At 36.0% G+C, this 24001-nt stretch carries 22 protein-coding genes and 1 tRNA gene; 4 read left to right on the top strand and 19 right to left on the bottom strand.

Annotated elements, in window-relative coordinates; genetic code table 11:
- Nucleotides 1-3 precede the first annotated feature (3 nt).
- The 4 genes from ACOCEA_RS14460 to ACOCEA_RS14445 form a co-directional block, all read right to left on the bottom strand.
- Nucleotides 4-336, bottom strand: a complete 333-nt coding sequence (locus ACOCEA_RS14460; protein ID WP_420756974.1) for a hypothetical protein — start codon at nucleotides 334-336, stop codon at nucleotides 4-6.
- The gene (locus tag ACOCEA_RS14455; protein ID WP_420756973.1) at nucleotides 337-1596 is read right to left on the bottom strand and encodes a dihydroorotase; all 1260 of its coding nucleotides are present in this window, start codon (nucleotides 1594-1596) and stop codon (nucleotides 337-339) included. It abuts the gene before it with no gap.
- Between the two features lie 26 nt (nucleotides 1597-1622).
- On the bottom strand, nucleotides 1623-3542 hold the full coding sequence (locus tag ACOCEA_RS14450; protein WP_420756972.1) for a BatA domain-containing protein: 1920 nt from the start codon (nucleotides 3540-3542) through the stop codon (nucleotides 1623-1625).
- A 95-nt stretch (nucleotides 3543-3637) separates the two neighbouring features.
- The gene (locus ACOCEA_RS14445) at nucleotides 3638-4645 is read right to left on the bottom strand and encodes a glycosyltransferase (protein WP_420756971.1); all 1008 of its coding nucleotides are present in this window, start codon (nucleotides 4643-4645) and stop codon (nucleotides 3638-3640) included.
- 150 nt (nucleotides 4646-4795) lie between these two features.
- On the opposite strand from ACOCEA_RS14445, the gene ACOCEA_RS14440 reads away from it, so the two are divergent.
- A tRNA-Ser gene (locus ACOCEA_RS14440) sits at nucleotides 4796-4880 on the top strand.
- A gap of 208 nt (nucleotides 4881-5088) precedes the next feature.
- Here the strand turns inward: ACOCEA_RS14440 and ACOCEA_RS14435 are convergent.
- From ACOCEA_RS14435 to ACOCEA_RS14405, 7 genes are all read right to left on the bottom strand, one after another.
- Nucleotides 5089-6369, bottom strand: a complete 1281-nt coding sequence (locus tag ACOCEA_RS14435) for a DUF3570 domain-containing protein (protein WP_420757058.1) — start codon at nucleotides 6367-6369, stop codon at nucleotides 5089-5091.
- A 57-nt stretch (nucleotides 6370-6426) separates the two neighbouring features.
- On the bottom strand, nucleotides 6427-6639 hold the full coding sequence (locus ACOCEA_RS14430; RefSeq protein ID WP_420756970.1) for a DUF4266 domain-containing protein: 213 nt from the start codon (nucleotides 6637-6639) through the stop codon (nucleotides 6427-6429).
- Nucleotides 6636-7616: an FAD:protein FMN transferase gene (locus ACOCEA_RS14425; protein WP_420756969.1), complete on the bottom strand. Its 981-nt coding sequence runs from the start codon at nucleotides 7614-7616 to the stop codon at nucleotides 6636-6638. Before ACOCEA_RS14425 ends, ACOCEA_RS14430 begins: the two co-directional genes overlap by 4 nt.
- 1 nt (nucleotide 7617) lies before the next feature.
- Entirely contained in the window at nucleotides 7618-8061 is a 444-nt protein-coding gene (locus tag ACOCEA_RS14420; protein WP_420756968.1) for a thioredoxin family protein, read from the bottom strand.
- An 86-nt stretch (nucleotides 8062-8147) separates the two neighbouring features.
- Nucleotides 8148-9296 carry an efflux RND transporter periplasmic adaptor subunit gene (locus ACOCEA_RS14415; protein WP_420756967.1) on the bottom strand — a complete coding sequence of 383 codons (1149 nt, stop codon included), beginning with the start codon at nucleotides 9294-9296 and terminating at the stop codon, nucleotides 8148-8150.
- 7 nt (nucleotides 9297-9303) lie between these two features.
- Nucleotides 9304-13635 (bottom strand): CusA/CzcA family heavy metal efflux RND transporter, encoded by a 4332-nt coding sequence (locus ACOCEA_RS14410; protein WP_420756966.1) that lies wholly within the window; start codon nucleotides 13633-13635, stop codon nucleotides 9304-9306.
- 79 nt (nucleotides 13636-13714) lie between these two features.
- A complete protein-coding gene (locus ACOCEA_RS14405) occupies nucleotides 13715-14113 on the bottom strand; it encodes a hypothetical protein (protein ID WP_420756965.1) in 399 nt (132 codons plus the stop codon).
- 178 nt (nucleotides 14114-14291) lie between these two features.
- Between ACOCEA_RS14405 and ACOCEA_RS14400 the strand changes: the two genes are divergently transcribed.
- The 3 genes from ACOCEA_RS14400 to ACOCEA_RS14390 are packed head-to-tail and all read left to right on the top strand — an operon-like array spanning nucleotide 14292 to nucleotide 16670.
- On the top strand, nucleotides 14292-14642 hold the full coding sequence (locus ACOCEA_RS14400; RefSeq protein WP_420756964.1) for a pyruvate kinase: 351 nt from the start codon (nucleotides 14292-14294) through the stop codon (nucleotides 14640-14642).
- A gap of 58 nt (nucleotides 14643-14700) precedes the next feature.
- Nucleotides 14701-15453: a sulfite exporter TauE/SafE family protein gene (locus tag ACOCEA_RS14395; RefSeq protein WP_420756963.1), complete on the top strand. Its 753-nt coding sequence runs from the start codon at nucleotides 14701-14703 to the stop codon at nucleotides 15451-15453.
- A 20-nt stretch (nucleotides 15454-15473) separates the two neighbouring features.
- The gene (locus ACOCEA_RS14390) at nucleotides 15474-16670 is read left to right on the top strand and encodes a DegT/DnrJ/EryC1/StrS family aminotransferase (RefSeq protein WP_420756962.1); all 1197 of its coding nucleotides are present in this window, start codon (nucleotides 15474-15476) and stop codon (nucleotides 16668-16670) included.
- 2 nt (nucleotides 16671-16672) lie between these two features.
- Here the strand turns inward: ACOCEA_RS14390 and ribB are convergent, their stop codons facing one another.
- The 8 genes from ribB to ACOCEA_RS14350 form a co-directional block, all read right to left on the bottom strand.
- Nucleotides 16673-17815 carry a 3,4-dihydroxy-2-butanone-4-phosphate synthase gene (ribB, locus tag ACOCEA_RS14385; RefSeq protein WP_420756961.1) on the bottom strand — a complete coding sequence of 381 codons (1143 nt, stop codon included), beginning with the start codon at nucleotides 17813-17815 and terminating at the stop codon, nucleotides 16673-16675.
- Entirely contained in the window at nucleotides 17805-19247 is a 1443-nt protein-coding gene (locus tag ACOCEA_RS14380; protein WP_420756960.1) for an LptF/LptG family permease, read from the bottom strand. Before ACOCEA_RS14380 ends, ribB begins: the two co-directional genes overlap by 11 nt.
- A 74-nt stretch (nucleotides 19248-19321) precedes the next feature.
- A complete protein-coding gene (gene lolA1, locus ACOCEA_RS14375) occupies nucleotides 19322-19966 on the bottom strand; it encodes an outer membrane lipoprotein periplasmic chaperone LolA1 (RefSeq protein WP_420756959.1) in 645 nt (214 codons plus the stop codon).
- A gap of 7 nt (nucleotides 19967-19973) precedes the next feature.
- On the bottom strand, nucleotides 19974-22346 hold the full coding sequence (locus ACOCEA_RS14370; protein WP_420756958.1) for a DNA translocase FtsK: 2373 nt from the start codon (nucleotides 22344-22346) through the stop codon (nucleotides 19974-19976).
- 62 nt (nucleotides 22347-22408) lie between these two features.
- Nucleotides 22409-22774, bottom strand: coding sequence for a diacylglycerol kinase (locus ACOCEA_RS14365; RefSeq protein WP_420756957.1), 366 nt, complete (start codon nucleotides 22772-22774; stop codon nucleotides 22409-22411).
- Between the two features lie 15 nt (nucleotides 22775-22789).
- A complete protein-coding gene (gene tpx, locus ACOCEA_RS14360; protein ID WP_420756956.1) occupies nucleotides 22790-23293 on the bottom strand; it encodes a thiol peroxidase in 504 nt (167 codons plus the stop codon).
- A 120-nt stretch (nucleotides 23294-23413) separates the two neighbouring features.
- Complete coding sequence (locus tag ACOCEA_RS14355; protein WP_420756955.1) at nucleotides 23414-23671, bottom strand: DUF6952 family protein; 258 nt, start codon at nucleotides 23669-23671, stop codon at nucleotides 23414-23416.
- On the bottom strand, nucleotides 23652-23966 hold the full coding sequence (locus tag ACOCEA_RS14350; protein WP_420756954.1) for a thioredoxin family protein: 315 nt from the start codon (nucleotides 23964-23966) through the stop codon (nucleotides 23652-23654). The genes ACOCEA_RS14355 and ACOCEA_RS14350 overlap by 20 nt, the downstream gene beginning before the upstream one ends.
- Nucleotides 23967-24001: the final 35 nt, after the last annotated feature.

Genomic DNA, 24001 nt, shown 5'->3' with positions numbered 1-24001 from the left:
TGTTTATTGAATAAATGTGAACCATTTTTGAAAATAAGGACCTACTATGGGCACCACTTGTTTTTTATTGTTAATAGCTCCTAAAAAACCATAAACCCATAATACTACGTAACACAGATAAAGTCCGTATAACGCATACTGACTATACCAAACGCTAGAAAATAAGGCAAAAGCGTGAAACATAAGGTGAAGACCAAAGGCTTGCCTAATATGAAAACGGGCAAAATCATTTTTAGGCTCTAAATTCATGAATATGGCTATTATGGCACCAATCATGGTCATATAAGCAACAAGACCTGTGGTTTTGCCTGGTATTGTATTTTGTTCCTGCATCATTTAAAAATTTAATTCGATCTTAGCATTAGAAATACATCCTAAAACTTTTCCTTTCATTTTTTCACCAAGAAATAGGCTGTTCTTAGAACTACTAAGAATTTCTTCTTCTGAAAACACATATTCCATATCTGGCTCAAATAGGGTTATGGAAGCTACAGTTCCTTCTTTAAGTTGTGGTTCCTGAAGTCCGAACATTTCTCGTCCGTTTGTTAATATGGATATGGTCTCCTCTATTGAAAAGATGGTGTTTAAAGCTCCAAAGCTACTTTCCAAGCCTATAGTGCCATAAGAAGCATGATCAAACTCTATTTGTTTTAATTCGATGTTGAGTGGTGTATGGTCTGTGGTCACAAAATCAATTGTACCTGCTTTTATACCCTTTATAAGCTCCTTGTTGTCCTTTGCAATACGTAAAGGTGGGAGAACCTTATATTTTGTGTCAAAATCTTCCAAAACATCATCGGTAAATATAAGGTTGTGCAGGGCAACACTACAGGTTACATTTAAACCTTTTTTCTTGGCGTCTGCAACTAATTTTACTGAATTGGCAGTACTAACGGTAGGGATATGCAATTTACCTCCCGTATATTCCAATATAAATAAATCCCTTGAAATTTGAAGTTCTTCAGCAAGAGCCGGAATACCTTTAAGTCCTAATTTAGTGCTGTTGACACCCTCGTTTACAATGCCTTTACCAGTAATGTTTTGATTTTGGGGAAATGAAAAAACAATACCGTCAAAATTTTGGGCATACTGTAATGCTATTTTTAATAGGTTGGCATTCTCTATGGGATGTTTAAAGTCATAAAACCCCACTGCACCTGCATTTTTCATGTCATAAAGTTCTGCAAGTGCCTCGCCATGACCACCAACAGTTAAATTACCAAGAGGATGTAAATTGGTGAGTTGGTCCTTGGAAGCATTCTTAAAATATATGATATCTGAACTTGTATCTGGTACGGGAAAGCTACTAGGGTTTAACACTACATCTGTATAACCACTTTTTGCCGCACATCTTAAACCATTCGCTATAGTTTCCCTTTCTTCGTATCCCGGTTCACCAAAGCTAACTCCAGAATCAAACCAACCTAAGGAAACATGAAGGTTTTTATGGGTTATTACTTTTGTTTTTGAAGGTGCCTCAATAGATGGAGCAATTTTTTCTATAATGCCATTTATTATTAATATATCCCTTTTTTTTAAATGAATATCCTTGTTGGCTACATTTATGATTTTGGCCGATTTTAAAAGTATGTTCATTTGCCTAGTTATTGTTCATTAGAAGGTTATTTTAATAAGCGCTGTAACAGTGTTTCAATTATCACAAATGTTAATGCTAAAATAGCAAACCATTTCCAAAACTCCTTTATGCTGTTCGCTTTTAAGGTTTCATCAAAATAGTCGTTGACCGTTTCAAAAGGTCTTCCGGTATTTGAATCGCCTATAGTTAAATACGTTAAATCACTTTCAGACCTGTTATAATTAAAACTAATGTCCTTTAAAGAGGTGCTATTATTTTTAATGGTGTAAATACCATCCAAGGTTGGAATTTCAGTAAAGGTCAATTGTACTTTTTTTGACATGGACCGTTGTTCTGGTATGAACTCTACTTCGTTATTGGATAGTTTTAGGATATTGTCCTTAGGCAATGTAATGGGAATATCTATGGATACCTTATTGCCTATGGTATGATAAATTTCTGATTGTTTTAAACTACCAATCGCCATATTATAAAAAGTAGGCACTATTAAAGGGGAATTTTTAAAATTGCTATTTTCAGTTGATAATGAAGCCGTGAAAATAAATATATCGTCATTGCCAAGTAAAAAGGGTTCATTATTTTGAAAGCTAATAGCTGCTGGTGCCAAAGAGCTCGTCCTGTAAAAATAATTTACTTCTGGAAATTGAAAATTGCTCACACTTTTTTCAAAGACATTGCTAAACAATGGATGCTCAAAATTAATATTGGCGATAGCTATTTCCTGATTAATTTTGTCCGTGTATTTCGTGGAAAAATATGAAGTTAATAAGTAGTTGTAGCTACCATTTTCAATGTTGGCACCGGGAATAACTACCAAACTGCCACCATTACTATGAAAAGATTGTAATGCAGCAACCAATCCTGTTGGGACAGATTCTAGTTCGTTCAAAATAATGATATTGTAGTTTTCTAACGCGCCATAATTTAATTGTGGTAAGCTAACATTGGTATAGGTGAATTCGTCACTACCATATATTTTTCTTAAAAATGTATTATCAACGCTTCCAACGGATAACACCTTTATTTTCTCTGTTCGGCCTATGTTAAAGTAAAATTGATTATCATATGCCAATCCTTTATCTGAAATAGCAATTCTGCCATGAACAGCTTCATTATGTGGCAAGGTAAAAAGTACGTTCGCTTTTTTGCCATTATTGAAATTGGCGGCGGTCTTGGCTATTAATTTCTCTTCATCGTAAAGCGATACTGCTATTGTTTCTAAATTTTTATTACTCGATAATAGGGCAACCAAATCTAGGTTCTCGCCACTATTGGTATTAAGATATACAGAATCAATGGCAATGTTGGAAATATCAGGAACTGACACCTTAATAAAATCGGTAATATCACTGGTTGGGTCTGTAGGGGTATCACCTATATAGCGCTGAAAATCACTAATAACAACGGTATTTTTTATAGACTGGTTATCCCTCGTAAATAATGTGTTTGCCTTTAGCGTTATTTGCTGTAGCGTAAGTTGGTTCACAGAATGTTCTAGGGTAATAAGATCGTTCTGTATATCTTTAATGCTAATATCTTTGTAAACACTGTTGTTGGTAAAAAGAGTGAACGTTTCGTTTTTAGGTACTCCTTTAATGAATTCTTGAACTGTATTTTGTAGTAGGGTACCGTTTTCGGTTTTAGCCTCCATACTAAAGGAATTATCTAAATAAAATACGGTTTCCCTATTTTTTAATGCATTAAGATTTGCACTATACGGTTGGGCAAAAGCTATAATTATTGAAGCAAAAATTCCCAAACGGCTTAAAAGCACCAACCATTTTTTAATCGCACTACTTCTTCTTGATTCAGAAAGTACCTTTTTAAGCAATTTTACATTGGTGAAAGGGGTCTTTTTAAACCGTCTTAATTGAAAAAGATGAATAATAATAGGAATTAAGAGTAGTAGAAGGGCCCAAAGAATTTCCGGATGTTTAAACTGCATTCCCATTTATGATTAAGCAAAGATAATTAATTTGGGATTAGAAGGCTGTTGCTTGCCCTATAATCTATAGGATATTTAACAACTCAAAAAAACGACTAACAGAAAAAAAAGTAGTCTAGCATAGGTAGCCTATTTTGCTTTTTAAAATACACCATGATTTCTTCCTGAGCCTCAACATTGGCAACGGTTATAATACTTTGTGATGATTTAATTTCATTTAAGACTTGAAACGATTGCATTTCTTTGCCATAAATCTCTTTTCCAATTTTCTTAGGATTATCACACACCCAATGAAAATCAATGTTTTGTTCCAATAAAACTTTGGCAATAGTCTTTCCTTTATTGCCGGCACCCCAAACCACTAAAGTTTTTAGCGGTTGATAGTCCAGTTTTAGAAAGTAATGTAGTTTAATATCAAGAAAATAATTTTGGGCGTAATGTTCACTCGTTCTTGAGGTCCTGGTGTCGTAATCTCGCCAATGAAGCAAAATAGTATCGCATGGAATCACCTTTAATTTATTGGCATAGAACCTAAATGCAAGGTCATAATCCTCTGGATATCTATCAGATTCAAAAGCATTACAGTAATCCAAATCTTTTCTGGAGACCATCCAACAAGGCGAGGGAATTACACATTCTTTATAAATTTCAGTAAAGTTGTTTCCGCTTATAGTCAAGTTATTTAGCCACATTGCGTAGCGTTCATAACCATTGCTAATCCCTCTATTAGAAAAGTATTTTACCTGACCTACGGCTAAATGACGATTACCTTTTTCTAATAATGCACGCAGCATAATAAGCAGCCGTTCTGATGTCATCATGTCATCAGAATCCATTCTTGTGATATAATCACCAGTACTTAGATTATACGCCGTTCTTAAGGCATTTATTATACCAACGCCATCATTATTGAACACCTTGATTCTTTCATCTTTTGCTTGATATGACTGTAATGTTTCTAAACTGGTATCTGTAGAATGGTCATTTATGGCAATTACCTCCCAGTTGGTATAGGTTTGGACAAGGATTGAATTAATACATTCCGGAAGAAACTTAGCAGTATTCTTGAAAGGAATTAGTATACTGATTAAGGGCTGTGACATAAATTTCCACTTCATTTAGTTCGGCAGAAAATACAGTAGATTATAAGAATACCCAAAAACTATCAGTAAATATTTTACATGTATTTCAAATTAAATTATTGAAAACGCTTTATTAGAAAGAAAAAGCTTTCTATATTTGCAGCCGCATTAGGAGAAATGGCAGAGTGGTCGAATGCGGCAGTCTTGAAAACTGTTGAGGGTCACACCTCCGGGGGTTCGAATCCCTCTTTCTCCGCAAAAAAAACCCGGAACGAAAGTTTTGGGTTTTTTGTTTTTTTAAGCTTTAGCTTTTGCCAAATGAGTAATAAGTGTTCTAAATAAACTCCGTGATTATAGTGTCATTTCTACTATACTCAATGACCTGATTATTCGCAATAATCCTCTAATTGAAATAATGTATTGCTACTGGGTTGTTACTATGATGAAATTAAACTTGTCTTACCTTAATCCATCACAAATTTAAAACCAGTGGTAATAATGCTTGAGCTAAAGGTGGTGTCCCTGTCGTATTTATAGAATTTTAAATCGATGCTCTTTAAACCAAATTTCCAGATATGTGCCTTGGTAAATATATCTGTGTACGAAACACCGAAACCAATTTGATTGGCAGCATATTTAGAAAGGTCATAATCGGAGGTGTAAAATACTTCCGTGGATATATGTGTTTCATACGGAGCAAAGTAGTCTGCCGCTGTTTGATTATAAAATCTATAGGAGGGATATACCGTGAACTTATCGGTTACTTTTACAGGAATCTCTATACTTGCGGTATGGGAGTTTACTCCCCAATTATCAAAATAATAGCGATAAAAAGTTCTTACGGTGATCAGTTCATTCAAAAACCAATTTAACCTACCACCTACCGCCACTTTAAAACGGCTGTCCGGTAATCTTTCTATATCGTCCGCTAGCTGAAAGTTCTCAATAAAGGAATCTGCAATATCGTTAAAATATACACGCTGAAAAGGGGTAGAAAGTAGACCTTGTTGCTGTACGAAATCTACAGCCAAAGAACCTTGAACGTTTTTATGCAAAATCTGTGAGAATCCAAGACCTACCGAATAGGAATTTCTACCTTCACTATCAAACCTATTAAAATTTGGGTTGTAATTAGTGTTGCCCGTTATTTCCGATGGTCTAAACGAACCACTTCCGTTTTGGGCAAAAGGCCTTAATTCCGTTGGATAAATAGCATTCCATGTATCTAGATAAATACTGGCCTTCGCACTTAGTTCTGTGTTTTTCTCATTAAACATTTTGGTAAAGCCCCCACCAAAACCCAAAGAAAAATAATCATATTCCGATGAGATAGATAGATTGGCCGACACAATCGTATTTCTATCATCAGAACTGTGTACATAAGAACCTGATAGGTTGGCCCAAGTATCTGAACTCGAAGCCCCAGAACTGGCTATAAACGCATCTGCTTGCTGACCGCCATCAAAAGGATTTATATTACTGGATGATGCAGAGGTATAGGCAGATACGCCAGCGTCTATGGTAAGTATATCGTCATCATTTAACGGAATGGATACCACAAATGTTCCGGTTACATCTGTAAGTTCCTCTGTGCCAATACCTCCACTAACAGCGGCATTGTCCCCATTTTGGGAATAATAACTACTTAGGAAATCAACTTCTGTTGTCTCCAACACCCGTTTTTTATACCCAGTACCATCGTTGTTGTCTTGTTGGGCAAAAGTGGCAAACGCCATCATTACCATAAAAATTGAGTAAATATATTTTGATGTTTTCATATCGTGTAAAATCAATCTTTATACTTAGTTACAACCACAACCTCCACCGGTTTTACCTCCATTACCTCCAGCTGCAGCTTCCCTATACGAATGCATGGTAGTAACATTTCTGTCACATTTTTTATCTGCTAGAATCATATCAGGGTCATTGATATTTACTTTTTCATATTCCTTAACAACTACGCAGCTACTTAAAAAACCGATAGTTAAGACAAGTATCAGAATTCTTTTACTCATAATTTTTCAATTTCAATATGTTTGGATGTGGTAATATTTCCCTTATCATCAATAATGATACATTCCACATTTGGTAACTGATTAATGCGATCAATTCCAGTTTCCTTACCCATAACAAAAACGGAAGTGGCCAAAGCATCTGCCAGTTCCGCCTTTGGTGCAAATACCGTCACACTTATTATACCGATAGATGGATATCCGGTTCTAGGATCGATAATATGTGAATATCGTTTTCCGTCAAATTCTACAAATTTTTCATAATCCCCGGAGGTTACCACGGCACCATTGGTGATTGGCAACAAGGCAAATACTTTATTTTTATCCATAGGGTTGGTAATGGCAACCTTCCAATCTTCGCCGTTAGGTTGTTTGCCCCAAGTATTCATATCGCCAGAAGCATTTATGATACCTGCCGTTACCCCATGTTGTATTAAAAGTTCTTTGGCTTTATCGGCGGCATATCCTTTTCCTATGGCACCAAAACCAATCTTCATTCCTTTTAGCTCTAAGAATACGCTGGTTTCACTTGCATTTAACAAAATATGTCCTGCCCCAACTTTAGCCACAGAATTTAAGACTTCTTCTTCGGTGGGCATTTTGCTTAAACTGCCATCAAATTTCCAAATACGATCCATGGATGCATAACTAATATCAAAAGCACCATCCGTTAGTTTTGAAATACCCTGAGCCCTCTTAATTAAATCAAAAAGTTCACTGTCAACTATTACTGGTGTAATACCTGCGTTAGCATTAATTTTTGAAGTTTGTGAATTGGGGTCCCAAGATGATATTAATTGTTCTATTCGTTTGATTTCCCCAACCGCAATATCAATAAAGGCATTTGCTTGAGCGGAATCTTTGGCTACCACGGTAAGATCAAACCTGCTACCCATTAGTTTTTGGGTTCGATTATAGGTTTGCTGCGAAATGCCAACCGCAGATATGAGCAAAATAAAAAATGTGAAAAGGTTTTTCAAACTATTTTATAAATCGGTTTAGTTCTTCAACATAGGCTTGGGCACTCATTTTTTTGTAACTGGTTTCGCCTAAAACTTTACCATTTTTATCTAAAACTACAACAAAGGGGAAAATACCATTCTTATTATACATTCCAGCTAATTGTGCATTCGCTTTTGCCTGTGCTTCTGGTAAGGCATTACTTTTTCTCCTAGGGAAATCGGCCTGCAACATAACAAAATGCTCGTTAGCATAGTTTTTGAAAAAATCGGTACTCCATACTTCACGGTCTAGTTTTATGCATGGGGCACACCAATCTGACCCCTGAAAGACCAATATAATGGGCTTGTTTTCGTTAGTGGCAATTTCTTTTGCTTTGCTAATATCTTGTTGCCAGTCTTGTGCAAATAGGGTATTTAAACCCATTAACACAACTAATGTAATATGTATTATTCCTTTGTTCATTTTAAATATTAAATATGATACTACTCATTACTAGTCATTGAAAAATCTAAATCCTTTCAAAAAAGGTAAGTTACTTTTATGGTTTTTTAGTCGCCCAACAAATTATAAACACCTTTAGTCAAGAAATTACTTTCTTTTTCAAAATCCAATGCATTTTCAATCCTTGTATAACCATTGTAGCTTTCTTTTATTTTAACTTCCTTTTGGTTAAAATAATAGGTGTTGTCCAATTTTTTATCGAATTGTAATACAAAAGGTGTGCCATCTACTTCAATAATAGCACTGTCCGGCAGCGCTATGGCACTTGTAGAATCAGTTATGATATTCGCTTCCACGAACATGCCGGTCAAGAAATTAACTTTGGATTCATCTTCTAAATGGCCATGTACCTTAATAGTCCTGTTCTCATCTATTGAAGTACCAACAAGATGGACTTTAGCGTTAAATGTGTTTTTTGAGGCTTCTGGAATACTAAATTCAATGGGTTGCCCTTTGGAGATTTTCATAATATCCTTTTCAAAGACCGATAGCTCTAAATGAATGTGGTCATTGTCAATAATCTCTAGAATAGAGGTAGCTGGTGAAACATAAGTACCCTTGCTAACATTTACCTTTGTGATACTACCCGTTATTGGGGCAGTAATCGTTACCGTTGAGGCTATGTTGCCTGCCTCAACATTGGCCGGAACAATGTTCAACATGCCAAGTTGTTTTTTTAAGCCCTCATGTTTGGCAACAGCGGAGCGATAGTCACTTTCAGCTTTCAGAAAATTTTTCTGGGAGGTAATCTGCTCTGCTTGCATAATCTTATGTCGCTCATATTCTGCCTTTAAATAGGCGAGTTGTTCATGAACCTCTAAATAGTTTTGTTGTAGTGATATATATTCAGGATTTTCCAGTGTAACTAGTATCTGACCTTTTTTTACTTGGTCCCCAATAAGGTATGGTGTGGTTTTAATATAACCACCCATGGTTGCATTTACTACGGCCCTGTTTTCTGGCGGTACATCAATCATACCATTAACACTGATTTTTTTAGAAAATGACTTTTCTTCCAACCCCCCAATTTCCATTTGTAATTGATCAAATTGCTCTTGGGTAATTAAAACTTGGGATGGGGTTTCGTTTACTGTTTCTTTAGTAAGTTCTGCTTTGCTTTTTTCTTTATCGGAACAGCCAAAAAAAATAAAAACAAGGCTTATTAGAGTTATTTTATAGTTATGTATGTACATCATCTAAAGTTTATAATGTTAGGTAATTAATGGAAATGACTGTTTGGTTGTATTCGTTGAGCTTATCCAAATAGTCTAATTTTAGCTCATAAGCGCTTTCAAGACTTTGTATATATTGGAAAAAGTCTATTTCCCCATTCTTGAAAGCACTATTTGCTGTTTTTAATATTTCATCTGAAAGTAATTTTCCTTCATTTTCATAGTATGCCAAAGATTCAGAAAGTGTAGTCCAACTGGCAATAAGACTTTGTAATTTGGAGTTTATTTGAATCTCGTAAGCTGTGGATTCCTCCTTTGAAATATCTTGAGCCATTCGAGCACTTTTTATTCTGGAAGATTGACCACTGAAAAATAAAGGGATTTTAACCCCAAGTTGATAGCCGTATAAATTTCCATTTAATTGGGAGTTGGTACCCTGAAAATAATTTATTCCAATATCAGGCAATAATTTTTGTTTTTCAAGACCACGATTTGCCCTTAAAAAGGATTCTTGATTTTGATAATAAACCATTTCGGGGCTGTTTTCCATATCTGGCAGTTGCATAGGGATTTTTAGCTGCGTTGTATTTGCTATGATTATAGTGTCTTTTGCTTGTATAGAACTAAGAAGCACCTCGCGTGCAATGGTTACATTTTTCTTTGCATCGGAGAATTTTAATTGTATTTGTTTTTGTTTTGAGCTGGCTGTTATTTTTTCCAAATAATTGGTCTCACCTAGTTCAAAACGCCTTTTTGCAATATGGGCAAAGCTCAAATACAGGCTGTCCAAAACCTTATAGACCAATACCTTTTCATTAGCAATCTGATAGGCATAGTATTCATTGGTGACTTGCCGTTCCAATGCTTTTTTCTGAATAAGATATTTGCTTTCTACTAAACTATATTTCGCTTTGTTCACTTTCTTTTCAGAAAAGTAAACCGTGGGAAATTGGAAGTTCTGTTGCACACCAATTACCCGTAAGGGCTCATTGTTTGGTGCTAAATTGTTTTCATCAAACTCATAGTAAATATTTGTTTTTTCAAAGTCAAAAGCACTGTTTATCAAAATACCGGATTGCTCTAATTGTAGTTTATACGCTTTAAGCCCAGCATTATTTTCTATTGCCAATGGCATTAATTCACTTAAATTTTTTGGTGTTTCTTGAGCTTTTAAATTCGGTGACAAGATTAAAATTAACAATCCAATTCCTTTTATCACCTTTGTTTTATGGGCATTTTCTGCTGCTGGTTTATTGTATAAATAGGCATACAAAACCGGTAAAACGACCATTGTTAACAATGTAGCTGTAATTAGACCACCAATGACCACGGTTGCCAACGGCCTTTGTACCTCTGCACCTGCATTTGTGGAAATAGCCATAGGCAAGAATCCCAGGGCAGCAGCAGATGCAGTAAGGAGCACGGCCCGTAACCTATCTTTTGTGCCTTGCTTTATTAAAGTCTCCATATCTTCAAATCCTTCTTTTTTTAATTCCTTAAAATGTTCAATTAGAACAATGCCATTTAAAACAGCTATACCGAACAACGCAATGAAACCTACGCCAGCGGAGATACTAAATGGCAAGTCCCTGATCCATAATAGTAGAATGCCACCTACGGCAGCCAAGGGTATGGCAGAATAGATCATGAGGGCTTCTTTAACAGATTTAAAAGCGAAGTATAATAGAATGAATATAAGCACCAAGGCAATCGGCACGGCAATCATTAATCTGGATTTTGCACTTTGTAGGTTTTCAAATTGTCCTCCGTACGTAATGGTGTATCCCACGGGTAGTTTTACATTATTGTTTATGAGTGCCTGGATGTCATCCACTACCGATTGCAAATCCCTATTACGGACATTGACGCCCACTACTATCCTTCGTCTAGTGTCATCCCTTGATATTTTAGCGGCACCTTTTTTAAGTGTAATTTCTGCTAGTTCGCTTAATGGTATTTTACCTCCATTTGGAAGATCTATGTATAGATTTTTTATATTGTTGATATCCATGCGTTTTGCTTTATCTAACCTCAAGACAAGGTCAAAATTCTTTTCGCCCTCAAAAATGTTTCCCGCAACTTTTCCGGCAAAACCCATGGATATCATATCATTTAAGTGCTGGATATTTAAACCGTACCTAGCAATTTTTGAGCGATTATAGGTGACGTTCATTTCAGGTAGGCCCACAATTTTTTCTACAGAAACATCTGCAGCCCCTGGTACATCCCTTATTAACGCCCCAATCTCATTCCCCTTTTTAGCAAGAATATCTAAATCCTCACCAAATATTTTAATGGCGATATCTGCTCGCACACCAGTGATAAGCTCATTAAACCGCATTTCTATGGGTTGTGTAAATTCTACCTCCATACCCGGAATTACGGCTAATGCCTCTTTAAATTTATCGGCCAATTCATCTTTGGAAGAGGCAGAGGTCCACTCGCTTTTGGGTTTTAAAACAATGATAACATCGCTTTCCTCCATAGACATAGGGTCTGTAGGCACTTCTGCAGCACCAATACGCGTTACCACTTGATTAATTTCCGGAAAATTGTTTAGCAGAATATTTTCTATTTCTGTTGTAATTTCCACGGTATTGCTAAGGGATGTACCCGTTTTTAACACAGGTTGAATTACAAAATCACCTTCATCTAAAGTGGGTACAAATTCTGAACCCATAGTAGCATATAAGTAAATTGAAGAGGCCAATAAGGCGGTGGCAATACCTAAAACAACTTGTTTATGAATTAAGGCCCAATGAATTATAGGTTCATATCGCTTATTTAACCACTTCATTAATCTAACAGAAACATTTTTATCGCTCACTTTTACAGGCTTCAAGAAAATGGATGCTATTACCGGTACATAGGTAAAACATAACAACATGGCACCTAATAGGGCAAAGCTAAACGTAAGTGCCATGGGTTTGAACATTTTACCTTCAACACCACTTAAGGAAAGAATGGGAATAAATACGATAAGAATGATCAGCTGGCCAAAAATGGCCGAATTCATCATTTTGGTAGCACCATTAAAGGTAATCTTGTCTTTTAAAACTTGCTTTTCATTGTTTGTTAAAGCGTCCAATTCAGATTTCTGTCGTGTAATTTGAAAAGCAATAAATTCTACTATAATTACGGCACCATCGATTATTATCCCAAAATCAATTGCACCTAGGCTCATAAGATTTGCATCCACCCCAAAAATATACATTAGGGATAGGGCAAAAAGCAAACAAAGCGGAATAACCGATGCCACCACCAAGCCAGACCTAAAATTGCCTAAAAGCAGTACGACTACAAAAATCACTATCAAACAACCTAAAATTAGATTTTCGGTAACAGTAAATGTTGTTTTGGCAATGAGCTCACTTCTATCCAAGAAAGCATTGATATACACGCCTTCTGGCAAAGATTGAGCTATTGTTGCCACACGTTCTTTTACCGCTTCAATTACTTTTTTAGAATTGGCACCCTTCAACATCATTACCTGGCCAAGTACTTTCTCACCTTCCCCATTTCCTGTAATAGCACCAAACCTTGTGGCGTTTCCAAAGCCCACTTTTGCAACATCCCTTATGTAGACGGGGATGCTACTTGTATTTTTTACAACGATATTTTCAATATCCCTTAAAGATGTTACCAGTCCTTCACCTCTTATAAAGTAGGCCTGATTTACTTTTTCTATATAACCGCCACCAGCAACGCTGTTGTTCTGTTCCAAAGCAGAAAAAACTTCTGTTGCCGTAATGTCCATGGCGTTCAGCTTTTCTGTATTGATAGCCACTTCATATTGTTTTAAAAATCCACCCCAAGTGTTTACTTCAATAACTCCGGGAATACCAGATAACTGCCTTTTTACAATCCAATCTTGAATGGTCCTCAGTTCTTCCGCGTTATATTGGTCCTTATACTCTGGTTCTACATCAAGGATATATTGGTAAATTTCTCCCAAACCAGTAGTAATAGGGCCCATTTCTGGCGTGCCAAAGCCTTGTGGTATTTTCTCAGAGGCAGATTTAATCTTTTCGGCTATCAATTGTCTAGGTAAGTAGGTGCCCATATTGTCTTCAAAGACAATGGTAACCACCGATAATCCGAATTTGGAAACAGAACGAATTTCTACAACACCAGGTAAATTAGCCATCTCCAATTCCACTGGATAGGTTATGAATTGCTCAATATCTTGTGTTGAAAGGTTGCGCGATGTGGTTATTACCTGAACCTGGTTGTTGGTAACATCAGGAACAGCGCCAATAGGAATTTGGGATAAGGAATACAATCCACATCCTATTATAAAACAGGTGAATAACAGAACAATAAATTTGTTCCTTATACTAAAATTGATAAGTTGGGATAACATTTTTCATAAAATAATCAACGTTAATAATCCATACTCAATTACATTGATATGGTGTTTTAAAAAGAATCGTCTAATTTATTTATGATTGCCGGGGGGGCTGCAAAATACCTCGTGTATGTAATGATGAGGAAGGCGCTTGGTAATGAAAGTTAGTAGTGCTTAATTCCAAGTTTACAGGGGACTTAATAGTGGAAGCAATAGCATTTACGTTAAAAACCACTAAAGAGGTTAACTGACAGTGATGTTGAAAAGGCAATTGTTCGTGGTCTTCTTGCTCTTCTTGATGTTCCTGTTCATGGGCAGCCTTCAATTCGCCATAGTGTTTAGAAATAAAAACTATAACATTGTCACCATACTGTTCGCTATGAAATTGGGCATGTTCAATAAACTCATCTATTTGAACAAGGTCATTAAAATGAAGCCCAAAGCTTTGGAGCAATAGGACAAATGAAAATGATATGGCGAAAAGTTTACTCACTGCAACAAATTTAAAAAAATAGTATTGTATTTGTACTCTTTGTCTCATTTTATTTAAAAAACTGGAAATAAGCAGCTTACATCTTGTTTTGATGGTTTTGTTTTTTTGTTGATAATTAGAGGGCATTTTAACGCCGTGATGGGTATACCAACGGTTATTTTTGCGCTTTTTTAAATGTATGGAACAACTTAAGATTGGGGATAAAGTATATAACACAACCCAGAACGGTTTTACAGATTTTATCAGATATTCATTTTCCGAGGTGGTTGGGTTGACTAAAACCATGGCTATTCTTAAAAATGGAGTAAAACTTATTAATCAGCCAAAAGTTTCCTATATCACAGAGGATGTTGGTTATTCCGTATCAAGAAAAAAAGGGATGCACTGGCATTTGGTTTCCCTTTCCGCTATAAGAAAAGCGCAGTTAGAGAATGAAAAAATTAAGGCCCATGATTGGTTTGAATCCAAGGAGTTTACTTTAGGGGAAAAGCAAATAATATATAATTTATTTACGGGTCAAGATAAATAAAGGGTAGGAATCCCATTTTTTACGTATTCATTTCCTGGGCAAGACTTATTTTTACAAGATGGAAGAATGGTACCATTATCTATTGTTGATTGTTGTTGGTTTTGCCGTTGGTTTCATTAATACAGTAGCAGGCGGCGGATCCTTACTATCTCTACCGGTACTCATATTTTTAGGGTTACCCGCTAACTTGGCAAACGGAACAAATAGGGTAGCCATTGTGATACAGACGGCCATTGCGACAGCAGGTTTTAAAAGCAAAGGGGTTTCTACGTATCCTTTCAATGTTTATTTAGGAATTTCCGCATTTTTAGGCTCTATTATTGGGGCATATATTGCCGTAGATATCACTGGGGACTTATTCAAACAAATATTAGCTATCATTATGATCGGTGTAGTCTGTTTGATAGTTTTTGGACCTAAATTAAGCCTTCAAGTAGTGGAAGAAAGACTAACTGGGAAGTACCTTTGGTTGGGGATCATTGTTTTCTTCCTTTTTGGGATATATGGAGGTTTTATAAATGCTGGACTAGGATTTTTAATGATTCTTTTTTTACATTATGTTAATAGAATGTCTTTGGTACGTTCAAATGCGACCAAAGTTGCAGTGGTCTGTATGTATATGATATCCGCCTTAGTGGTTTTTATCCTTAATGACCTTGTAAATTGGAAGATTGGTTTAATTTTAGCCATTGGCAACGGTAGCGGTGCATGGTTCGCAAGTAGATTTTCTGTAAGCAAGGGTGATGGATTTATAAAGACATTTTTAGTGGTTATGGTAGTGATAATGGCTGTAAAATTGTGGTTTTTTTAATTTTAGATAGACAAAAAAATATGCCTGGATTTGAATTATTTGGTGAGCAAGAAAAAAAGGAAGTTCAAGATGTGTTGGATTCCGGTGTTCTGATGCGTTATGGTTTTGATGGAGTGCGTAACGGTCATTGGAAAGCTAGGGAACTAGAGGTTTTGCTAGCCAAACGTATGCAAACTAAATATGCCCAAGTCGTTAGTAGTGGCACTGCAGCTTTAACTGTAGCACTTGCCAGCGCAGGAGTAGGGGCTGGGGATGAGGTCATAATGCCAACCTTTACCTTTGTTGCCAGTTTTGAATCTATTCTAGCAATTGGTGCCGTTCCTATTTTGGTTGATATTGATGATACACTAACCTTAGACCCACTGGCAGTTAAAAATGCCATTACTGATAGGACAAAAGTGGTTATGCCTGTACATATGTGTGGTTCTATGGCCAATTTGAGAGTATTGAGAGCAATATGTGATGAACATAGTTTATTGCTTTTAGAAGATGCTTGTCAGGCAATAGGAGGTAGTTTTGAAGGGAAGCCATTAGGAAGTTATGGTGATTTAGGGTGTTTCTCTTTTGATTATGTTAAGACGATTACTTGTGGTGAAGGTGGTGCGGTAATTACCAATAATAAAGAATATTATACCAACGCAGATAATTACTCAGACCATGGACATGACCATATAGGTAGTGACCGTGGTGCAGAAAGTCATCCGTTTTTAGGGTATAATTTTAGAATATCCGAGTTAAATGCTGCTGTTGGCTGTGCACAAGTGCAAAAATTGGATTCATTTTTGGAAATCCAGAAAAACCATTATCAAATTATTCGAACCGGTTTGGAAAAAGTAAATGGGGTTACCTTTAGGAGCGTTCCTGAAGGAGGAGTGGAAAACTATTCATTTTTAAGTTTCTTTTTGCCAAGTGAAGAATTGACAAGAAAAGTACATGCGGCATTGGGTGAAAATGGAGTCGATGGTTGTTTTTATTGGTTTGATAATAATTGGCATTATTACAGAAAATGGGAACATCTTAGCAACTTGACCTCATTAGGTAATCTTCCAAAAGAGGTAAAAGATCGGTTGCCAGATTATGCTAAAACTAATTTTTCATCCTCAGACCATTGGATGGGAAGGACAATATCTGTACTGATCAAGTTAAACTGGACGAAAGAAGAAGCACGGCAAAGAGCTGATAAAATTGCAAAAACTATTGCAGATTGTTTTAATTGACCTTAATAGGTAACGTAATCGACAATTTCTAGGCCGTACCCAACAATACCCACTCTTTTAGTTTGTTCACTATTGGTAAGCAATCGCATTTTTGTAATGCCTAAATCATGAAGTATTTGTGCGCCAATTCCAAAATCACGATTATCCATCTCAATTTTAGGTGCTTTGTAAATGCCTTTTTTCTGAAGTTCCTCCAGTTCTGCCAATCTGGAAAGTAGATTTAAGGATTCATAATCTTGATTTATGAAAACTATGGCTCCCTTACCCTCGATGTTTATTGCATTGAACATGTTCTCAAGCTTTTTATCTGGACTATTGGTCAAGGTTCCTAAGATATCATTATTGATCAATGTAGAATTTATCCTAGTCAATACCTTTTCCTCTCTGGACCATTTGCCTTTTGTCAAAGCAATATGAATGTGATTATTAGTGGTTTGTTTATAGGCTCTTAATCTGTATTCCCCAAATCGGGTTGTAATTTCAAAATCACTTTCCTTATGAATAAGGCTGTCATGTTCCATTCTATAGGCAACCAAATCTTCAATGGAAACAATTTTCAAATCAAATTTTTTGGCAACTTCAACAAGTTGCGGTAAACGTGCCATACTACCATCCTCATTCATAATTTCAACAATGATCCCAGCTGGCTTTAGTCCTGCAAGTCTAGCAAAATCAATGGCAGCTTCGGTATGCCCTGTTCTTCTTAAAACGCCACCATCCTTTGCCACCAAGGGAAATATATGTCCTGGTCTTGCAAAATCATGTGGTTTTGTAATCTCATCTGTCAAGGCACAAACCGTTTTTGCCCTATCAGAAGCAGATATTCCAGTGGTCACACCTGCACCTCTTAAATCTACAGATACGGTAAAAGCCGTTTCCATGGGGTCAGTGTTATTGCTTACCATCATATGTAACCCTAAATCCTTGCATCGTGCTTCGGTTAATGGGGCACAAATAAGTCCTTTGCCATGTGTGGCCATAAAATTAACAACCTCCGGCGTGGCTAGTTCGGCAGCAGCCAAAAAATCCCCCTCGTTTTCCCTATTTTCATCATCTACAACTATAATAACCTTACCCGCTTTTATATCGGCTATGGCTTCTTCAATTGTATTTAATTTTATGCTTTCCAACTTGCTAGTGATCATCAGTTATAGTTTTATCTTTCTTCTTAAAAAGACCTTTGAAAAAATCCGTTATTACCCCAAAATTCATCATTCCCTTATCCGCGGTAGCCCTTTTGGTTAAAAAGATACCCAAGGGTAACATTATCATTGTTGAGACCCATGCACCAAGCATTGGGTGAATATTTCCTTCTTTGGCATAGTTGCTCGCAAATACACCTATAAAATAGTAAATTAAAAATAGGATTATGGCAACCACCATGGGTAGGCCCAACCCGCCTTTTCTTATAATAGCACCTAACGGTGCGCCAACAAAAAACAAAATAATACATGAAAATGCGAGCGCATATTTATTGTGAAGGGATAAAATATGCATGTTGTATATTTTATAACGCTTTTGCATTTCGTCTTTCTTTCCTTTTACCGAGCCCAAAACTCCTGTAATTGAATTTTTTGCAGCACTCATAATTTGCATTTTCTGCCATTCTGGAAACAAATGTAAAAAGTCTTTATTGATAGAATCCTGTTTTTGCTTATTGGCCTTTATCAATACTATTTTAGCATTCCTTATTGAATCCTTTTGCAGCATGGCAGCACTAAGCACTGTAAGGGTATCTTTTTGTTCCAGTGGTGTAAATACCCCCATTCTGGTCCCAATATTTTTAGAAAAGGCCCTGACTATATTATAATTATCCGTTTTCAAGGAATCTATGTCCTTTGATAAACGTGAAATATTTTTCATTTTATCCGTACTTATATCACGTTCTGCCTCTAAATCTTCCTGATTGAGTTCAGGAATTTCTATATTCATGATGTACGTATCAAAATTTGCTTTTGCAAAAGGATAGTTTAATTTGCTATTTTTTGAATTGACTTCCTCATAATAATGACCATCTGTAAGGACCAATTGGATAATATCGGATTCTTCGCTACTAATTAGCTCCCCTTGATTGGATTTTATGACCGTACTATTTATATTGTTCTGATTTTTAATATGAATAATAACGTTTTTTAAGTACCTATCATTCTCACCATATTTTTCATCCACCTTAATATTCATGCCCTCAAAATCACTAAAAACCCCTTCCGCTACTACAGCGGCAGGCTTCACCTTGGCAATATTTTTCCTTAGGTTGTAGATTTTTCTCTGGGACAATGGTATCACTGTATTTGCAAAGAAAAACGTAACACCCCCAAGAACGGTTACAAAAACAATTAGGCTTAACATGGCTCTTTGTAATGAAATTCCAGAAGCTTTCATCGCAGCAAACTCATAATTTTCAGCAAAAGCACCAAAGGTTAAAATAGAGGATAATAGCACGGTCAAAGGCAAAACCTTTTCAGTTAAATCAGGCATTAAGTAAAAGAGAAATTTACCAATGATAATTACGTCCAAGCCTTTACCTGCCAAATCATCAATAAAAAGCCAGATCGTTTGAAATATGAAGATAAACATCAATATTACAAACGAACTGAAAAAATTAAATACAAACCTTGATAAAATATATCGGTCTAATATTCTCAAACCATCTAATTTCTTATGGTGAAGTAGCCTTCTTCCTCATATTTATTTGCATCAAAAGTAAATAAGGTAGACGACAACGGTTGATTTGTTTTAAAAGAATTAACAGTAATGGTGGTTTTAGTACCATTTTTTCCTATTTCTATTAATTTGTAAATATGTTTTGTGCCTACATCGATTCCTAATAATCTAGATTGGATCTCAGAATTTGAATCTATTGGCGTAAGCTTTACAAACTGTATTTTTCTTCCTTGGACATCTTGTAAAATATCCCAAGCGTACTTATGACCTTCCTTGTAAAAAGTAAGCATTTTAGATGGGGTCATGGCATTTTCATCATCTGATTGGTCTTCAATGGTAACCTCTTCGTTTTCTGGTACAATGGTGTATACTTTTTTGCCATCAAATAGTTGTTTTGCACCTAAATAATTAAAAACATATTTATTGCCAGATAAGGTTACGTCTCCACGTGTTTCTTGGTTTATGCCAGCTTCAGTATTTTTAAGGTCAAACTTAAAATCCACGGCAATGTTGTCATAACTCATTACTTTGTTGTAAACCTCATCTAACAATGCCTTTGCTTTTGCCTCACCTTGTGCCTTTGCCAAGGTTGTTGTGAGTACTAATGCCAATATAAAAACTACTTTTTTCATTTCTTTATTAATTTGTTTCATTGTCTAATAAATGTTGTAGGGCCACCATGTCCGATACCAATACCTGTCTTGCCTTACTGCCTTCAAAAGGACCAACGATACCAGCGGCCTCCAGTTGATCAATTATTCTACCTGCACGGTTGTAACCTAATTTCAATTTACGCTGTATCAATGATGCCGAACCTTGTTGGGCAATGACAATTACCTCTGCCGCTTCCCGGAACATTTTATCCCTATCGGCAATATCATAATCAACACTCGTGCCAGAATCTTCGCCCACATATTCTGGCAGTTCATGTGCTTCTGGATAAGCTCTCTGGCTGCCAATATATTCTGTGATCTTCGCTACTTCTGGAGTATCCACAAAAGCACATTGGATACGTGTAACATCATTACCCTGTGTGTAAAGCATATCACCACGGCCAATTAGTTGGTCTGCACCTTGCGCATCTAAAATGGTTCTTGAATCTATCTTTGAGGTTACCCTAAACGCAATTCGAGCTGGGAAATTTGCCTTAATAATACCTGTTATGACGTTTACCGATGGTCTTTGCGTAGCCACGATCAAATGTATCCCAATTGCCCTTGCCAATTGAGCCAATCTGGCTATTGGTGTTTCTACCTCTTTACCAGCGGTCATGATCAGGTCTGCAAACTCATCAATGACCAAAACGATATAAGGTAAAAATTTATGACCATCGTTAGGGTTAAGCTTACGTGCCTTGAATTTAGTATTGTATTCCTTTAGATTACGAACCATGGCTAATTTCAACAGTTCATATCTATTGTCCATTTCAATACAAAGTGAATTTAATGTATTGATTACTTTGGTATTGTCTGTTATTATCGCTTCTTCGGAATCTGGAAGTTTTGCCAGGAAATGACGTTCAATCTTATTATAAAGTGTTAATTCTACTTTCTTGGGATCTACCAGTATAAATTTAACCTCTGCTGGATGCTTTTTGTAAAGTAAGGAGGTCAGTACAGCATTTAACCCTACTGATTTACCCTGCCCTGTTGCTCCTGCCATTAATAGGTGAGGCATTTTAGCCAGGTCTACTACAAACGTTTCATTGCTAATGGTCTTTCCAAAAGCTATGGGTAATTCCATTTCAGCTTTTTGAAATTTACTTGATGCAATTACGGAACGCATGGAAACTATAGTTGCATTTTTATTAGGTACTTCAATACCAATAGTTCCTTTCCCTGGAATTGGCGCAATAATTCGTATTCCCAGTGCTGCGAGTGACAGTGCAATATCATCCTCTAAATTTTTAATTTTAGAAATTCGGATACCAGCCTCTGGTACAATTTCATATAAGGTTACCGTAGGACCAATTGTGGCTTTAATCTGCGCAATTCCAATTTTATAGTTCTTAAGCGTATCTACAATTTTGTCCTTATTTTCTTCTAGTTCCGCTTGGTTAATTGTAATACCGCCGCTTACCCCATGTTGGTCTAAAAGCTCTATAGTTGGGAACTTGTAGTTACCTAATTCCAAGGTTGGGTCAAATTCTCCAAAATCATCAACCAGTTTATTGGCAAGTAAATCTATTTCTTCAACTTCTTCTACAATTTTTTCTACCTCCATAGCCAGTTGCTCTTCCTCTTCAGGTTCCTCTGGTACGGAAATTTCAAAATCATTAATAGTATCTTGCTTTTTTAAGTGTGGTATTTCGGTCTTGTGGGTATAGGTGTCTATTATTACAGGAGTTTCTTCCTCGGTAGGTACTATAATGTCATCAGATTCGGCTTTATTTTGGCGTTTAAACTCTGATGAGAGCCCCTGTTTTTTAGATTTAACAAAGTTGACGACACTATCGGGAGTCATTTTAAACAGGCGAACCATAATAAAAATCAATCCAAAAACCAATACCAATAAAACACCTATTTTACCAATATAATCTTGAAGAAAATCGTTCATTTCATAACCCACCAAACCACCAAGCAATGGGCTGTTATAAGCGAAAAAACCTAATGTAATGGAAATCCAAATAACGAATATCAGGCCCCATATCCATTTTCTTAATAAGCCTTTTTTATCTAAGCCCAGAAACATATAAATCCCTGTTAGACACAGTAAAAAAGTGAAAATAAGTGAGGCTATGCCAAAACCTTTATAAACGAAAATGTGGCTTATACTTGCGCCAAATTTGTTTAGTAGATTTTTAGCCTCTTCATTCCGATCCTTAAATTCTGTTAGTAGGCTTTGGTCATCTTGCCAAGTGAAATAAAAGGAAACAAATGAAAAGAATAGTGCTATGCTAAAAAGTATTAACAGGCTACCAAGAATAATTTTATTCTGTTTGGATAACCTAAATGGTTTACTTTTTGTTTCTGATTTTGCTTTTGGCTTTGTTTTCCGTGCCTTCTTTGCCATGAAATCTTCTCTTCTAGGGGCTAAAATACAAATTTAGCCATTTTGCCTTGAGCATTGTTGTTTTAAAAAATCTTTGGTAGGTAAATAATACATCCTATAATACTGGCAGCTATGGATACCAACATTACCGCACCAGCCGATATGTCCTTGATAAATCCAATTTTTGAATCAAACTCTGGTTGCACAAAATCTGATATTTTCTCAACCGCGGTGTTCATACCTTCAATACCTAATACTAAGGCAATTGCGAATATTTGAAGTATCCATTCTGTATTGGATATCTCAAAATAAAATCCAGCAAATGTCATTATAACGGTAATGAAAACTTGAATTTTTATACTCGCCTCAGTTTTTATTAATAATATGGCTCCACGTAACGCAAAACCAATGCTTTTAAATCTATTGACCAAGAATGATTCTTTTGGCATTTGTTCAGTGGTTTCTTATTTAATTAATGCCTCTAATGCGGCTTTATAGTTAGGCTCATCTGCAATTTCAGGAACCTGTTCTGAATAAAGTACAAAACCATTTTCATCTAAGACCACAACAGCTCTGGAGTGTAAACCAACAAAAGGTCCATCTATAAATTCAAGATTATAGGATTTGCCAAAACTACCATCCCTAAAATCGGAAAGCATTTCTACGTTATCAATACCTTCAGCGCCACAAAATCGTGTTTGTGCAAAAGGTAAATCCTTAGAAATACATAAAACAATGGTACTCTCCAATTTAGTAGCTTCTTCATTAAATTGTCTTACCGATTTTGCGCAAGTACCCGTATCTACACTAGGAAATATGTTTAAAACCAGTCTAGACCCTTTATAGTCAGAGAGTTTAATAGATGATAAATCTTTCTTGGTGAGCACAAATTCTGGCGCTTTACTGCCAGTAGATGGTAACGTTCCTATGGTATTAATTTCATTTCCTTTTAAGGTAACCGAAGCCATTATCTTATGATATAAAAATTGAAAGCATGAAATTATAAAATATAAAGATGAATAGTTAGCTAATGTCATAAAAAAAGTCCTTCCAATTTTGAAAGGACTTTTCATATTGCGGTGATAAAATTAATTGTCTATAGCACCCATTACCCGTTGCATGAATAGATTCATGGCTTCCTTTTTCGGTGTGCCTTCTTGAATGCTTTTAGCTACATCCAATGCTCCATACATATTAGAGATCAATTCACCAATGACATCTAATTCTTCATCTTTTAAAGAGGAAACTTCTGTTAAGGCTTCTAAAGTCTCAATAGTCTCTATAATGTAATCACTATCGTTCTCCTCAATAAAATTGGTCAAATGTTTAATTATTGGCAACCTCACTTATAAGTTCTTTTAAAAGATCATATTTATTGGTCTGCACTTGATTTTTAAACTTGCCTTGTTCAAATGATGCAAAAGTTGGCAAATTATCTACATTGGCAAGTTTTCTGGACTCAGGAAATTTTTCTGCATCCGCGATAACAAACGTAATGTTTTCATGAGCAGAAGCCTCTTTTTTAAACTTAGGCTTCATAATACGACAGTTACCACACCAACTAGCTGAGTATTGAACGACAACATTGGTGTTGCTGTCTATTATTTCTTGTAAGTTGTCTTTTTCTAATTCCAAGATCATATCAATTTCTTGTATTACGTTATTTAATTGAATAT

The sequence above is a fragment of the Maribacter luteocoastalis genome, from assembly GCF_048890225.1.
GTDB classification, from domain to species: domain Bacteria; phylum Bacteroidota; class Bacteroidia; order Flavobacteriales; family Flavobacteriaceae; genus Maribacter; species Maribacter luteocoastalis.
Note: the sequence above shows the minus strand (reverse complement) of the source record. Positions and strands in the feature narration are given on the sequence as shown.